The 14,099-nt window shown below is 41.9% G+C and carries 12 protein-coding genes and 1 tRNA gene; 5 read left to right on the top strand and 8 right to left on the bottom strand.

Translation table 11 applies throughout. The features are described 5' to 3' along the window. Window positions 1–246: 246 nt before the first annotated feature. The 4 genes from B1A85_RS01980 to B1A85_RS25485 form a co-directional block, all read right to left on the bottom strand. Window positions 247–762 (bottom strand): hypothetical protein, encoded by a 516-nt coding sequence (locus B1A85_RS01980; protein ID WP_104545245.1) that lies wholly within the window; start codon window positions 760–762, stop codon window positions 247–249. Between the two features lie 163 nt (window positions 763–925). After that, complete coding sequence (gene thiD, locus B1A85_RS01975; RefSeq protein WP_104545244.1) at window positions 926–1,738, bottom strand: bifunctional hydroxymethylpyrimidine kinase/phosphomethylpyrimidine kinase; 813 nt, start codon at window positions 1,736–1,738, stop codon at window positions 926–928. Window positions 1,739–1,822: 84 nt separating this feature from the next. Further along, a complete protein-coding gene (gene crtW, locus B1A85_RS01970) occupies window positions 1,823–2,608 on the bottom strand; it encodes a beta-carotene ketolase CrtW (RefSeq protein WP_210404130.1) in 786 nt (261 codons plus the stop codon). A 597-nt stretch (window positions 2,609–3,205) separates the two neighbouring features. After that, window positions 3,206–3,337 (bottom strand): hypothetical protein, encoded by a 132-nt coding sequence (locus tag B1A85_RS25485; RefSeq protein WP_256387426.1) that lies wholly within the window; start codon window positions 3,335–3,337, stop codon window positions 3,206–3,208. A gap of 144 nt (window positions 3,338–3,481) precedes the next feature. Between B1A85_RS25485 and B1A85_RS01965 the strand changes: the two genes are divergently transcribed. Further along, on the top strand, window positions 3,482–4,297 hold the full coding sequence (locus tag B1A85_RS01965) for an SDR family oxidoreductase (RefSeq protein WP_104545243.1): 816 nt from the start codon (window positions 3,482–3,484) through the stop codon (window positions 4,295–4,297). Here the strand turns inward: B1A85_RS01965 and B1A85_RS01960 are convergent. Beyond that, on the bottom strand, window positions 4,294–4,704 hold the full coding sequence (locus B1A85_RS01960) for a helix-turn-helix transcriptional regulator (RefSeq protein WP_104545242.1): 411 nt from the start codon (window positions 4,702–4,704) through the stop codon (window positions 4,294–4,296). The genes B1A85_RS01965 and B1A85_RS01960 overlap by 4 nt on opposite strands. A 200-nt stretch (window positions 4,705–4,904) precedes the next feature. Here B1A85_RS01960 and B1A85_RS01955 point away from each other — a divergent pair, with 200 nt between their 5' ends. The 3 genes from B1A85_RS01955 to B1A85_RS01940 all read left to right on the top strand — a co-directional run bounded on the left by B1A85_RS01955 (window position 4,905) and on the right by B1A85_RS01940 (window position 7,726). After that, window positions 4,905–5,759 carry a metal ABC transporter permease gene (locus B1A85_RS01955; RefSeq protein ID WP_104545241.1) on the top strand — a complete coding sequence of 285 codons (855 nt, stop codon included), beginning with the start codon at window positions 4,905–4,907 and terminating at the stop codon, window positions 5,757–5,759. Between the two features lie 66 nt (window positions 5,760–5,825). Continuing rightward, window positions 5,826–5,898: transfer RNA gene (locus B1A85_RS01950), tRNA-Phe, on the top strand. A 1,165-nt stretch (window positions 5,899–7,063) separates the two neighbouring features. Beyond that, the gene (locus tag B1A85_RS01940) at window positions 7,064–7,726 is read left to right on the top strand and encodes a hypothetical protein (protein ID WP_104545240.1); all 663 of its coding nucleotides are present in this window, start codon (window positions 7,064–7,066) and stop codon (window positions 7,724–7,726) included. Window positions 7,727–7,741: 15 nt separating this feature from the next. Here B1A85_RS01940 and B1A85_RS01935 read toward each other — a convergent pair whose 3' ends face one another. The 3 genes from B1A85_RS01935 to sir form a co-directional block, all read right to left on the bottom strand. After that, a complete protein-coding gene (locus tag B1A85_RS01935) occupies window positions 7,742–8,818 on the bottom strand; it encodes a M48 family metallopeptidase (protein ID WP_104545239.1) in 1,077 nt (358 codons plus the stop codon). Between the two features lie 29 nt (window positions 8,819–8,847). Beyond that, on the bottom strand, window positions 8,848–9,561 hold the full coding sequence (locus tag B1A85_RS01930) for a 16S rRNA (uracil(1498)-N(3))-methyltransferase (RefSeq protein WP_104545238.1): 714 nt from the start codon (window positions 9,559–9,561) through the stop codon (window positions 8,848–8,850). A gap of 119 nt (window positions 9,562–9,680) precedes the next feature. Further along, window positions 9,681–11,672, bottom strand: a complete 1,992-nt coding sequence (gene sir, locus B1A85_RS01925; RefSeq protein ID WP_104545237.1) for a sulfite reductase, ferredoxin dependent — start codon at window positions 11,670–11,672, stop codon at window positions 9,681–9,683. Window positions 11,673–12,444: 772 nt separating this feature from the next. Here sir and B1A85_RS01920 point away from each other — a divergent pair. After that, the gene (locus B1A85_RS01920; protein WP_104545236.1) at window positions 12,445–14,043 is read left to right on the top strand and encodes a polysaccharide biosynthesis protein; all 1,599 of its coding nucleotides are present in this window, start codon (window positions 12,445–12,447) and stop codon (window positions 14,041–14,043) included. The last annotated feature ends 56 nt before the right edge of the window (window positions 14,044–14,099 follow it).

The raw sequence follows: 14,099 nt of genomic DNA, 5'->3' as shown, positions 1-14,099 counted from the left end.
CCTTACTTAAATTTGCTGAACATTCAAATAAAAGCTACTAACACATCAGTTCTAAAACAAAGTTAATTTAGTAGATGATGTCACATTCCGTCAATTCGTTATTTTCCATAAAAAGGATGACAGGTGCAATGTTTGTCTTGTGAGTGAAACATGAATTTTTAAATAGCATCCCACTATCTCAGTATTTAGTAACAAATAATACATTAAACTAATAGTACGCGGTTTTTGGGCAAAAGATTTCCTGATTCAACGATTAGACCGCAGTGGTCCCACAATCAGATAACCTGCACCAAACGCTGAGACAACAATGATTAAAATTGCGATCGCCAAGCCCCAACCGTTCACTTCTGAAGCCGTTGGAGACGCGCGACGGCGATAGCGCCCGTCTGCTTGTTCTGTATGTAAGCGTCCAACTGTACTTGTTTGCTTTGGTAGTACTGTCATCGGCTTGACTGTTTTTTTGCGGCGCTGCGTTGACCGCGAAGACGCAGCAGGTGGAGTAGCATGATGACTGCGGCTATATGGTGGCGTACTATCAACGATTTGTTGCAGCCGGATAACCGACTGAACAGCGGTTTCGATTTCTTGTCGCAGTTGCTGATTTTGTTTGGCTAACGCGTAATTTTCTGCACTCAGCAAGTTAATTTTGGCTTCTGTCGCTTGCAGTTGTGCAGCAAGTTCCTTGTATACCGAAAGCGGTACCGAGGGTGAGTCGTGTCTTCCAGAGGTAGAATTAGGGCTAGGGGTTGTACTCAATCGCATCGATGCCTTGGCATAAAGAACAGAACTTCATCAGGCTAGCCAGATCGGTGTTAGTCAGCGATCGGATTCAGCCATCCTGTAAGGTTATGCACAAAAGAATAGTCGATCTTGCCTTAGTTTTGTAGCTACTTAGAAAAAAGTAAAAAACAAGCTTTGTAGTTTTTTAGCTATCCATTGCTAACAACGGAAAAAAGTGTCCTACAGGTCCAGATCCGCCACCAATATCTAACGCGTATTGCAGCGCCGCAGTCACATACTCTTTCGCACGGCGGACAGCACTCAAGGTATCACTTCCCAGCGCCAGATGAGCCGCGATCGCAGCAGCTAAAGTACAACCCGTACCATGCGTATTATTTGTGTCTACCTGCATCGTTGTTAAAGTTTCCCAGCGCTGTCCGTCAAACCACACATCCACGCCACGCAGACTACCTGTCATTCCGCCGCCTTTAACTAAAACTGCTTTTGCACCGAGGCGATAAATTTGCCCCGCCGCTGCGCGCATGTCATCGATGGTATGAATTTCTAAACCGCTTAACAACTGCGCTTCGTACTTATTCGGAGTGACAATCGTTGCTAACGAAATTAAATCTCGCAAACTCGCAACCGCCGCATCGTCAATTAACTGCGCGCCTGTACGCGATACCATCACGGGATCGACAACCAAATTCTGAATTTCTAACTCTTTTACTTGCTGGGTAACTGCTGTGATAATCTCTTGATTTAACAACATTCCTGTTTTTGCAGCTTGAATTCCAATATCTTCAACAACTGCTTGTATCTGTGCAATCACAGCGTCGGCTGGTAGCGCGTCAACACGCGTCACTCCTAATGTATTTTGTGCCGTTATGCAAGTAATCGCACTCGTACCATGAACGCAATGAAAAGCAAACGTGCGTAAATCTGCTTGAATTCCTGCACCACCACCACTATCGGAACCAGCAATTGTTAAAGCAACAGGGATCTTTGATTTTGTCACAATCGTAAATTTGGTTATGTCCTTGTAAGCTTATTATAAATAGCAGTTGTGTGAAGACAAAAAACTACCTTTGAAATTCGCTCGTTAAACCTTAGCTTTTTTGTATACCTCTGGCAATTTCCACCAAGGAACATTTGGATATTCGTGATGTTCTCGATGATAACCAAAATGATAGCAAGTAATGAATGACCAAAAAACAGGTAGCGGATTACTTTGGGCTTTATGAATATTTGTATATCCGCCTACTGGCTCTCGATGTGGCAAGAAGGTTCCAAAATAAAATAGCTGCACGGAACTCAAAATAGAAGGAACTACCCAAAACAAAGTTAAATTTTTTTCGGGCAAATGCAGTACACAACTTGCTAGATAAAATATAACAACTAACCCCAATATCCTCCACCAACTCCAGTATTTTTTCATAAAGTGAAAATACCAACTCAAAAAGTTCGTTTCTTGACCATTATGAAAATCTGGATCTAGTTCGCTAGCTGGATTTTGGTGATGTTGCCAGTGCGCTTTGAGAAGTTTTTTATAAGAAAAAAGCGCGTATAGTACTACGGCTAATGAGCCGATGAAGTTATTCACTTTAATATTCTCAGGAAAAACAACTCCATGCATAGCATCATGAGCCGTAATAAAAAGACCTGTATACAAGAATGTTTGAAAAAGTATCGCAGGTATAAATATAATACTGGGCATATTTGAAATATCTATAGTAAGGAGATAAGCCAAGCTTCCAGCCCAAGAGGAAATGACTAAGATAGCAACTAAGAGACATTGATATGTGTTTATACTCTGATTTTTTTGCTGTAATTTATTTGGCAGTTTAGTAATAGATTGACTCATCTTATCAAGACTAGTATTTTTCATTTATTCGTCATGTTGTTACTCAGCAAAAAAAATCAGGACGATTTAATCCTGTGCTTTTGCCACTGTTAAATCTCTATTGATTGCGCTTAGCTTTAAACTTTATTGCAGCCCGTTGTAATCAAAAAATATCGCCAAAATTGATATTTTGATATAACAAATACCAAGCATTGCAATTATTTATAAATAAATTAAGACGCCAAAAAATAATACTTCACAGCATAGTATACTAGCTAAAAAGTATAGGTCTCTTACCTCGTAAAATGAGGTAATTATTCTGAAGTTCAGTATATTTAACAGAAAAAATCAGAAGCTTTCTTGCTTATTTTCCTTAGAATTAAGAATTGTGACGACTCGATTTATCTATCCTAAAAGCTTCCTTTTTTACTTAACTTTACATTTCTTATCATAGCATCAAACAGAGCCTTGCAGTCTTTCTTTAGTCATAAAATTGAGCAAATCTCGGTTATTCCTTGAGTCAAGAAGCCATTGTGTATACTAAGTCATTGAATTTGTCAAGTACTAATATATACGGCGATAGATCGTAGTAATCATCTCTCCATAAGTTTTATAATTAATGCTGATAAATTCTATAAGTATTTATGCCAACAGTGTTGGGTAAGCGATCGCCGCAATTTCAATGACTGAAGAAATACCAAAGGTAGGAAACAGAAGGCTTTTACATTCCAGATAAATAACTTCTCCCAAAAAGGTTTGCAGCCCTAAATGCACTTATGAGATGTTTCGGCTCTCTACTAAAAAACAAATGAGCTTTGGCAGTGATGGGGATAGAGATTTCTGCCAACAGAGAGAGGTACAGCAGAAATTGGCGCTAGCTAATAGATCTTGTGGGTACAGCATCAAAATGACAAAATCATGGCGACTACAGTTTTAATTACGGGTGCTTCGCAAGGTATTGGCAAGGCGACGGCGCTATTATTTGCGCGTAAAGGATACGATTTAGTCCTAGCCGCGAGACAGCCAGAACCATTACAAGCCGTAGCTGAAGAAATTCGCAGTCTTGGTCGCCAGGCGATCGCCATTCCGACAGACGTCCGCGATCCAGAGCAAGTTAAATCCTTAGCAAGTAAAGCATTAGACCATTACGGTACAATTAACGTACTCGTTAACAATGCAGGCATTTACATTTCCGGTCCTGTAGAAGAGTTCTCATTAGAAGATTGGCATCAAACGCTCGATACTAACCTGTGGGGATATATTCATACAATTCATGCATTACTACCGCATTTTCTTGCCCAAGGAACTGGCACAATTATTAATATAAGTTCGATTGGTGGTAAAGTTCCCCTTCCCTACCTTGTACCATACACAACAAGTAAGTATGCAATTACAGGTTTAACCGAAGCGCTGCATTCGGAACTCAAGCCAAAGGGAATTCATGTTGGTGGAATTTATCCGAGTATTATCAAAAGCAATTTTGTAGAACGTGCTATTCTTCGCGGTAAAGATCGACAAGACGCACAAGCACGCCTCGATCAGCTTAACCAACTTCTCAGTACCCCTATTATTGAAAAACCCGAAGATGTTGCTAAAGCTGTTTGGGAAGCTGTGAAGCACCAGCGCGAAGAAGTGTTAGTGGGTTCTGCAAATATTTCCAAAGCTGCTTACGGGCTATTTCCTGGATTAATGCAGTTAGTCTTTCGCAGAGGGTTGAAGCAGCAAAAAGACTAGTCTGCGATCTCATCGAGATGTTCGGTAACTGACTGATAAAGATTCAGCACGTGGCTATCTTCAAGATGGTAAAATACGTTGCGTCCTTGCTTGCGGTAGCTGACTAAGCGCATTGTTCTGAGAGTACGCAGTTGATGCGAAACTGCTGATTCGCTCATGTCTAGAGCTGCTGCTAAGTCACATACGCAAAGTTCTTGTGCGGCTAAAAGTGACAAAATTCGCAGTCGGTTAGGGTCTCCGAGCAAGCTAAAAAACTCTGCCATTCGCTGCGCTTTTTCAGTATTGAGAATTCGATGTTGCAGACAATGTACGCTATCTACATCAACTGGATGTGGTGGATGACACTTAAGCGCTTCATCCTGGGTAGAGTTCTTTAATACTGAATTGGCAGTATTGGTTGATGACATTTGACAATCAATTAACTATTTGACCTAGACACTCCAAGTATAACTTGAGCTACTCGCTGAACTGTTTTTAGCTGAGATGATTTGAATGGGTCTGTGTCGCCCTAGAGAAACTTTCCCACCAGAGTCTCAAAAAACGCTAAGTCTATGCAATTATTTTGAAAAGTGGCTGCACAAAACTGATTAGTTTTCTAACTATCCCTATGGACACTGTAGAACAATTAGCGGTTATTGCAAATAATGATTTGTGGACTTTACTACAGTTTCCGTTCATGCAACGCGCGATCGCGGGTGCGATGTTAATGGGAATCCTTGGTGGTTTGCTAGGTAGCTTTGTCACTTTGCGACAGTTGTCTTTTTTTAGTCATGCTGTAGGTCATGCAGCGTTAGTTGGCGTGACCTTAGGCGTGTTGCTACAGATAAATCCTACGTGGATGTTAATACCTTTTACATTGGTATTCGGCTTAGTTGTCCTTTACTTAATCGACCAAACCGACATAGCAAGCGATAGCGTTTTAAGTATTGTCTTATCAGGGGCTTTAGCGGTTGGTGTTATTCTCAGCAGCTTCATTCAAGGCTACCGAGGTAACTTGATGTCAGTTTTGTTTGGAGATATTCTAGCAATTAACCCGACTGACTTGGTTTTGACACTGCTTATACTTATTGGTAGCAGCCTTTTTCTTTTACTGACACTACGACAACAAATTTTGCTGACTCTTAACCCTGCTGTAGCTCAAGTTCAGGGTATCCCAGTGCAATTTTATCGTTATGCCTTTGTTGTCCTGCTGTCTTTTGCGGTGGCGATCGCGATTAAAGCGGTTGGTGTTTTGCTGGTCAATGCTTTTCTTGTCATTCCTGCGGCTACGGCTAAACTAGCAAGCGATCGCTTTATTCGCTTTTTAGCGATGTCTGTGCTGATTGGTGCTATTAGCAGCATTGTGGGAATGCTTGTGTCAGGTATTTTAAATTTTGCTTCAGGTCCAAGCATCGTTCTCATTCAGTTTTTAGTATTTATTGGTGTCTTTGGTTGGACAAAGTTAAGATTCAAAGCGGCTTAATTCAAAAATCTACTTGCAAAGCCAATACCAATTTGCTACATTAGTTAAGCGCAAAAAAACACACCTGCCGGGATAGCTCAGTTGGTAGAGCAGAGGACTGAAAATCCTCGTGTCCCCGGTTCAAATCCGGGTCCTGGCATCTGCTTAGGTGAGTATTCCCACGCTCCATAACTCATCTATGAACCAGATTTTATCCAGATGAATAAAAATTAAGCACGGCTTAAGGATGAAACGGGGTTATCGGACGTGTTTCCTGCAGAGTGTCCTTACTCAGCGGATCAGATTCTTGACTTTAGATTTTTCCCTGGCGACAGCAAGGAGTTACCCCGATAGCCTCGTATATAGACGAGGATTTAAGCCAAATTTAGTCCAATGGGTTTTAGCACGAGCTGGAACCCTTGTTTTTACGTACTAGACTAGTGGATTGAAAATCCTCGTGTCCCTGGTTCAAATCCGGCTCCTGGCATTTGAATGACAAACTGACAAATCAAGATGTGGCAATTTTACATAATTCTGCCACTTATTGATGATTCATTATTTCGAGCGGCGGCAATTCCTCGCGATCCATTGCACGATACTTGATATATAGAGTTAAGGCATTATCGAAGCTCGTAGTGATTTCCCTTGCCTATAGTTTAACCCCTGACCCCTGCTGTAAATGCTTTTGCACTGCATATCAATTTTCAACTAGTTCCTATTAAATAACTTTTCAGCCTCTACCTGAAATTAATTTGGCAACCAGTTTCGATCGAAAACTTGAGCAACTGTTCAAGGACAGTGTTTAGGTAGCGTGTTGCTGGGCAGCTTTGTTGCTTGATAAACTTGATGCACTGCTAGTTGGTAGCATCTGTCCAGTTCTTCAGCAGGGGGGAAGTTGCTAAATGCTGAGCACTAAAAACTTAACCTATTACCCGATAAATATTGTGTGATATTTAATTATACTTACCCGCTTATTTAGGTGCTTATAACCATGAATTGTGCATCAAGTATTGAGCATTTGTGCTGTACGCTGCTAGAAGTAAATTTATGTTAAAAAAAGTATAAAAATCTTGCTCGATCTCCGTGAAAATCTCATAATTAATTGCAGTTTGTATCTTAGGCTTCAGTTGCCTGAAATACTCGGTTGCCTAAATGTAAAGGAATTTTAGGAAGCTCTGCCCAGAGATGAGGGTGCTGGTTATAACGCTTTTTGTGCGATTAATCATCAAATTAAGGTAAATCAAGGCTAAATAAAAGGTAACATTTTGTCTTAGTTATCTAAAGTTACAGTTGAGTTTAGCGCGTCAACGCTAGGAGCGGTTGTCATGATCGGTTTTATCAAAAATATATTCAGTGGAATTTTATCATTTTTTATTGGGCTTTTTGGTGGCAAGAAGTCTCAAAAAAATCAGCCCAGTTTAGAAGCAGACAAGTCAACAGCAAGCCCTGCTAAAAAGCAGCGAAAACGTAATGGCTACTTTATGGAACTAGATGAGGCTGAGGAAACGCAGCCTACCAAGGTTAAAGAGCAAGTAACACAAGCCTTAGAGCCTGTTGCCGCAAAATTAAATGAAGTGGCTCAGAAAGCTGAACCGATTACTGCTAAAGTAACTGAAGTAGCGCAGAAGACGGCTGAACCCGTTGCAGCTAAAGTAAAGGAAGTAACTCAAAAGACGGAAGAACCAGTAACAGCGGCTAACTCTAAGGAAGCTGAACAACCAGCGATAGCTGCTAAATCTACTAAAGCAGAGGAACCCGCGACAGCAACGCAAGCACCAAAGGTACAACTAGAGCAAACAGCCGAGGGTGTCAAACCTGTACCAGCTAAACCATCGGCAACTAGCACAATAAATAAACCGCAAACTGAAACAACGTTTGCGCCTAAGTACCTTAATCCAACAACAGCTAGTTCAAACGGTCGCCGTCGTCCAGGTCCAAATATGAACTCATTTTTGGATATGGCGCGTCAAGTTAAAACTCCTGGATAAGACTGACTTATCAAGCTACTCGCGGCGGATAGCTTTAGTCAAAATTAGCCCACTGTATAAATGAAATGCTGGGTCCCAAGTTGTCTCAGTTCTGCGGAACAAATTGATGTGAGACTTGAGGTGTCCCAGCAATTCTATTTGATCGAGAACTGTATCTGCGAAAGGTGCAAAGTCAGCCCAAACATTGGCTTGGGGTATTTGCTGTTGAAAAAAGTGGCTGAGGCGATTCCAACTGAGTCTGACGGTTCGATCGTTGAGGCGATTCATCATAGCACATCCTTGGTGAAACTGATAGCTGCGATCGCACAATCGGAGAATACAAAGTCTTTCAGGAAGATGAAGATCGCAAAATTGCGCGTAGTCTTGCGTTTGCGTTTTGCGCTGTAGTTTCCCACGCACATCGCGATCGACGACTTGCTCGAAAATTGGTAATTGTGCCGTTACCCGCTGGCTAACTTCTGACCAATCAAACGCTATTGAACTTTGTTGACCTTGCGCATTGTGACCCATCACTATAGGCGGTGTCGTAGATTGAAAGTAGCTGACTTGAAAAACTTGAATTCTCTCAATTTCTACGAGGGTTGTCCAAAAACAAGGAATTCCAGCCGCACGTAAATTCTCTCCTAGAAACCGCAATTCGCCAATTTTGCCGCTTTTGTAAAATCTCCAACCCCTTGTTGGTAACTTGAGACGCGCCGTGTAAGGATCTAGCTGCATAATTTGCCCAAATGTTCGAGCAACTGTTGTTTTAATTTCTTGGGGAATCGGTTCTAAAATCAATACACCGATTTGCGCGCCATCAGGATCGGCAGTCGAAGCGGCGATCGCATTTTGCCTTTGCTGTTGTAATCTGTCCGCAACGCGCTGCAAACCATGCCGTGCTTGAGTTAGAACCTTCGTATTTGTGGTCTTTTGTAAGAGTTGACGATACACACTTTCTGCCAGTGCTAATTTGCCAGCAACTTCGTGTAATTGCCCTAAATAAAGCTGCGCCCAAGCGTTTTCGGGTGACTCTTGCAGAACTTGGTTGACTAATTCGCCTGCGCGGCGATAGTCTTGGCACTTTATTGCAGCAGCGATTTGCTCTATCATAGTAAATAAGGTGGGCATCTCTGCTTAATTTACCCATCAAAAGCAGCTGACACTAACGACATGGCGACAATGGGTGCCGTTACTGCCCGTAAGACTCGACGACCTAGCGAAACAAGTTGAAATCCTACTTCGCGTGCTGCGGCGATTTCCGATGTTGTCCATCCGCCTTCAGGTCCGATTGCGATTGTCATTTCTGTAGCAGTTGCCAGCGCGAGAATTGTTTTTAGATGCGGGCAGTTAAGTCGCGCTACGCAAAAATACAACTGCTTTGAAGAAGTTGCGTCTGCCAGTGCTTGCTGCAAAGAAACAGGTTCTAAAATGGTCGGAATAAGATTGCGTTCTGATTGTTCAGCGGCTTCTTTAGCAATGCGTCGCCAGCGTTCTACTTTTTGCGGACTCGGTTGCAATAAAGTGCGATCGCTCAATACAGGTACGATAGAACTGACGCCAAGTTCTGTACAGCAGCGGACAACTTCATCGAAGCCGTTTCCTTTGGGTAGTGCCAGAATTAAATTGACTGCAACGTTTAATTCGGATTCAACAACAATCGACTCAAGAATTTGCGCTTGATTTCCTGATAAGACGGCGAGCCATGAATTCCCCGTACCATCCATCGCAATAAAGCGATCGCCTTCCCGTAACCGCAACACTCGATAAAGATAATGCTGTTGTTCGTTCGCCAGCAAAATTTGTTCGTTGTGCAGCTGGGTATGTGCGATCGCTAGTCGTTGTAATTGCGCCATCGGTTTTTTTAGACTGCTATCAAGTCCGGTTAACCACCTGTAGTGTAGTTATTGCCTAGTAACTAGTCACTAGCAACTCAACGGTCGCCTGGTAAGTCAACCAGAGGTGACATAACTACCTAAAACTCAGATGACTGCTCTTTCAGGTAAGTTTCTAACGCTTCATTTACCATTGCGGTTAACGTTTTACCATCGCGGCTGCCAATGACTTTGAGCTTGTTGTAAATATCATCGCGAATACTGATGCGGTGACGCGAGCGGATTTTACCGTTGCTTGCTGGCGGTACAGTCTCAACGACAGTGGCGTTCGCATCGGGTAGTGGTTGCGTAGTTTCTTCAAAAACTTGTGGAGTATAGTTCGCAGCAAATTCTCGAATCGACGCCATCCCAACGCGATCGCAAAAATCACCGAAAGTTTCTGTACCTTGACGCGCTTGCTTGAAGTAGACAAACAATGGTTCAAATTCTGTTTCTAGGTTATTCAGGTGCATTTTCTCGATGTAAACTTGTGCCAAGCGCGTTTGGTTCGGACTACCACCCAACCATATTTGGTACATTTCTGGACCTGCACCGACAAATCCTAATTCTGCCATGTATGGTCTTGCACATCCATTTGGACAGCCTGTCATCCGGATTGCAAAATGCTCGTCACCTAAACCGAGTTTCTGCAACAATGCCTCAACGCGGTCGAGAACGCTCGGAATGATGCGTTCCGATTCGGTTGTTGCCAAACCGCACGTTGGTAAAGCAGGACAAGCCATTGAATAGCGTACCAAAGGCTTAATCGCATGTGGATCGGCTTCTACGTGGTAGCGATTCAGAATCGCTTCAATCGCCTGCCGTTTTTCCGGTTCAATTTCGTAGAAAATAACGTTATGGTGCGGTGTCAATCGGATTGGTAAATTGAACTGTTGCACAACCTCGCGTAAGGCAGTGCGCAGCTGCATTTTGGCATCGTCCATAATCCGCCCATTTTGGACGGAAATTCCCAAAAACAGCTTACCGTCTCCTTGTTCGTGCCAACCTAAAAAATCTTTGTATTTAAACTCTGGTAACGGTTTGAAGGGTTGTAACGGTTTGCCAAAATACTTTTCCACCATCGAGCGGAACTTATCCACACCCCAGTCGTGAATCAAATACTTCAAGCGCGCGTGACGTCGATCTGTGCGATCGCCGTAATCTCTTTGCGTGGCGACAATAGCCTTCACGATGTCGTAAACATCTTCTTTATCTACGTAGCAAATCGGATCGGCTAGGCGGGCAAACGTTTCTTCTTTATTGTGCGTTCGTCCCAAACCACCACCCGCATAGACATTAAATCCCGCTAGTTGCTCGTCGTCCTTCATCATGACTACCAGCGTCAGATCTTGAGAAAACAAATCTACCGAGTTGTCTTCAGGTACTGTGACGCAGACTTTGAACTTACGCGGCATATAGTGCGTGCCATAAATCGGCTCCTCGCCTTCATGGAAAATGGTTCCAGTACCATTTTTCTGCCGTGCTTCTTTGACTGCAGGATCTTCCTCAGCGCTAATTGCTTTTTCCCCATCCAACCAAATTTCGTAGTATGCCCCTGTTTGCGGCGTTAGTAAATCGGCAATGTTTTGCGCGTACTTCCACGCATATTGATAATCTGCACGATTCTTAAACGGGGCTGGTGGTGCCATGACGTTGCGGTTTACATCACCGCAAGCGGCGAGCGTCGAACCTAGACTTTTAACAATAGCAGCGATCGCGCTTTTGAGGTTTTTCTTCAAAATTCCATGCAGTTGAAACCCTTGTCGCGTCGTGGCACGTAATGTCTGATTGCCGTATTCTTCTGCAAGCTTGTCTAGCGTTAAATATAGCTGTGGCGTAACCAATCCACCAGGGTTTTTCGTCCGCAGCATGAATTGGTAGTCTTTTTCCTGTCCCTTGATCCGATTGTCGCGGTTATCTTGCTGGTATGACCCGTGAAATTTTAAGATTTGTACCGCTTCTTCGCTAAAATGCGTTGTATCCTGTAGAAGCTCTGTTGCTACAGGTTCGCGTAAAAAATTACTGCGTTCTTTGATGCCTTCTACTTTAGAAGGTCTTTTCGTTACGGGAGTGGGAATGGAAGAATTAACCATTGCAATTTTTAGCAGAGTTTCTCTCTAATAAAGATTTATGACAGACGCGAGTAATTATTAACACATCTATGCTTTTAGTAAATCCCCAGTAATCCAGTCGGCATTACGGTGAATACTCCAATCTTAACATGGTAAAAAGCAGGAGTTGCTATTAAGTATGCTATACAACTCCTGCGCAATCAAAAACAAGGATTATGATACGAAATCGCCTAAACCTTAATATTATCTTAAAGCTTAAGCGCGGGCGATCGCTTAATAAGTATCAATTCCTAAAGATACCGCTATACAACTTTGTACATAAGGATATTTAGTGCAAATAAGTATGCGGGCATAATTGAATACTATACAACACATTTGGCGAGTAATTTCGTGGTAATGACCAGTTGCCAGCCCTTATGAGGTGATGTTTATTTTTACCCACTTAACTTATAGAATTGTGAATTACTAAAAAAATAGTGTCTATCTTGTCTCGTTAAATTTGTACTAATTAACCTTTAATTCAACTTAATTTACTTTAATGTTCCTAAATGAGCAAATAATATCTCGTTCATATCACAAAGACAAGTATTTGCCATTTACACCATACATTCCTTAAAGCCCTCTTAATCAAAATGTACCAATCGACGTTGTTTTTTTAAGATTGCATCAATTCTCAGTAAGTGGCTGACTAGATGAATTTTATACACGTTATAAAAAGGATGGGTAAAGTAGAGTAATTTATTTTACCCAAAAATCCCAAAAAATTAACTAGTTAGCCTAAGGAAAACCTAAGGTGCTCTTACCAGCGGCTCGCGCTACCAGCAAATCAAACATTATTCAACGCATCCAAGAAATAGTTCCACTAGGTTCACCAGAACCGCAAGATCCTCAAGTGTTGACAATCTTGACGGAACTAACCGCAGATTTAATTCAAGCCTATCAAGCTGAGGGACAACTTCAAGAAGATCCTTTTACTGATGTGTGGAAGCGCACAATTCATTTGTACGAATCAGCAGTTAGTAGCAGAGTGCAAGGCAAAGTTGTGCTTGTAACTGGTGGAGAAGGTTGTGTTGGTAGTGAGTTAGTCAAAAAACTGGTTGAGTTAGGTGCGCGACAAGTCGTATCCGTGGATAAAGCCAGATGTGCTAATTTATACAACTTAACACCGAATAAAGTTCAAAAACAAGCGATCGCTTTATACGCTGCTGATATCCGTAATTACCCCGCGCTCAAGTATATATTTGAAACTGAAAAACCAGATATTGTTTTTCATTTAGCCGCGCAACGCCTTCCTGGGTTAGCAGAAGTGCAAATTCGAGAAACAGTCACAACCGCAATTTGCGGTACTCAACATATTATTCAACTCTGCGAAGAATACGGCGTACAACAATGTATTTTTGCTTCAACAGGTAAAGCTGCGAGATACTTTACCGCCGAAGTTTACGCCGCATCTAAAAAACTCTGTGAGTGGCAGATAGCACAAGCTGCACAAAAAGGCAATGTCACTTACGGAATGGTGCGCTTTACACATATGTTAAATAATAGTTCCGTATGTCAGCAAATATCAGACAAAATTCAGCAAAGCAAAATCATCAATATTCATGCTCCCCACCGCTACATAACAGCACAAAACATCCATGAAGCTTTACATTTACTACTTAATGCCCTTGTTTTATCTCAACCAAAAACACTAAAATTTCTCACAGTGCGCAATTTAGGATGGCCTACCGAAACATTAGAAATTGCCCTCTACAAAATTATTGAATCAGGTAAACAACTGCCAATTTATTTTCAAGGGCTATTACCAGGTTATGAAGAACCTTGTTTTTTAGGGCAATTTGATTGGAGTCAACCTACAGAAATCAATTTATTGATTAATGCTTTGGAAAATTCGCAAGTAGAAGCATCCGGAGATATGATGATTGCAGAGCTTGCTTGCTTTTCTAGCAAGGTATTAGATAAACACCTATCAATTATCCGAACCTTGACAGATAATTTGAGCTTGCCAGAAGCTAACATTAAATACGAACTGAAAACAGCAATCAAAGAGGTCACAACCTCGATCTTCGCTCAAACATCGCCCCAAACGCTGCTTAAGATACTGAAGTGGGGAACTAATCCTAAACAGTTAGTATCAGAAGGCATATCGCTAGAACACCATCGAGATATTATTGAATTAATTGCCCAAGGACTATATGGCAGACTGACTCAAAAGTGTCTGCTCGAGACTTACAAAAATATCATTGAATTTGAAACATTAGTTAAATCGCTGGAAACATTACCCTCAATTCAACAAGAAGTAACGTACCTAAAAGCAGTATCGCAATCCAATAGTTATGACATAAGTTCGATGGTTAGCATTCCTCCATCTAGCTTTGCTTTTTGCTCTTAATTAACAGACTAAAGACTGTAACTATACGAACAGAGTACGCCTGCGCGCACTACTTC

The sequence above is a fragment of the Chroococcidiopsis sp. TS-821 genome (assembly GCF_002939305.1).
Taxonomy (GTDB): Bacteria; Cyanobacteriota; Cyanobacteriia; order Cyanobacteriales; family Chroococcidiopsidaceae; genus Chroogloeocystis.
The sequence above is the reverse complement of the archived record's forward strand: the minus strand, read 5'-3'. Positions and strand labels throughout refer to the sequence as shown.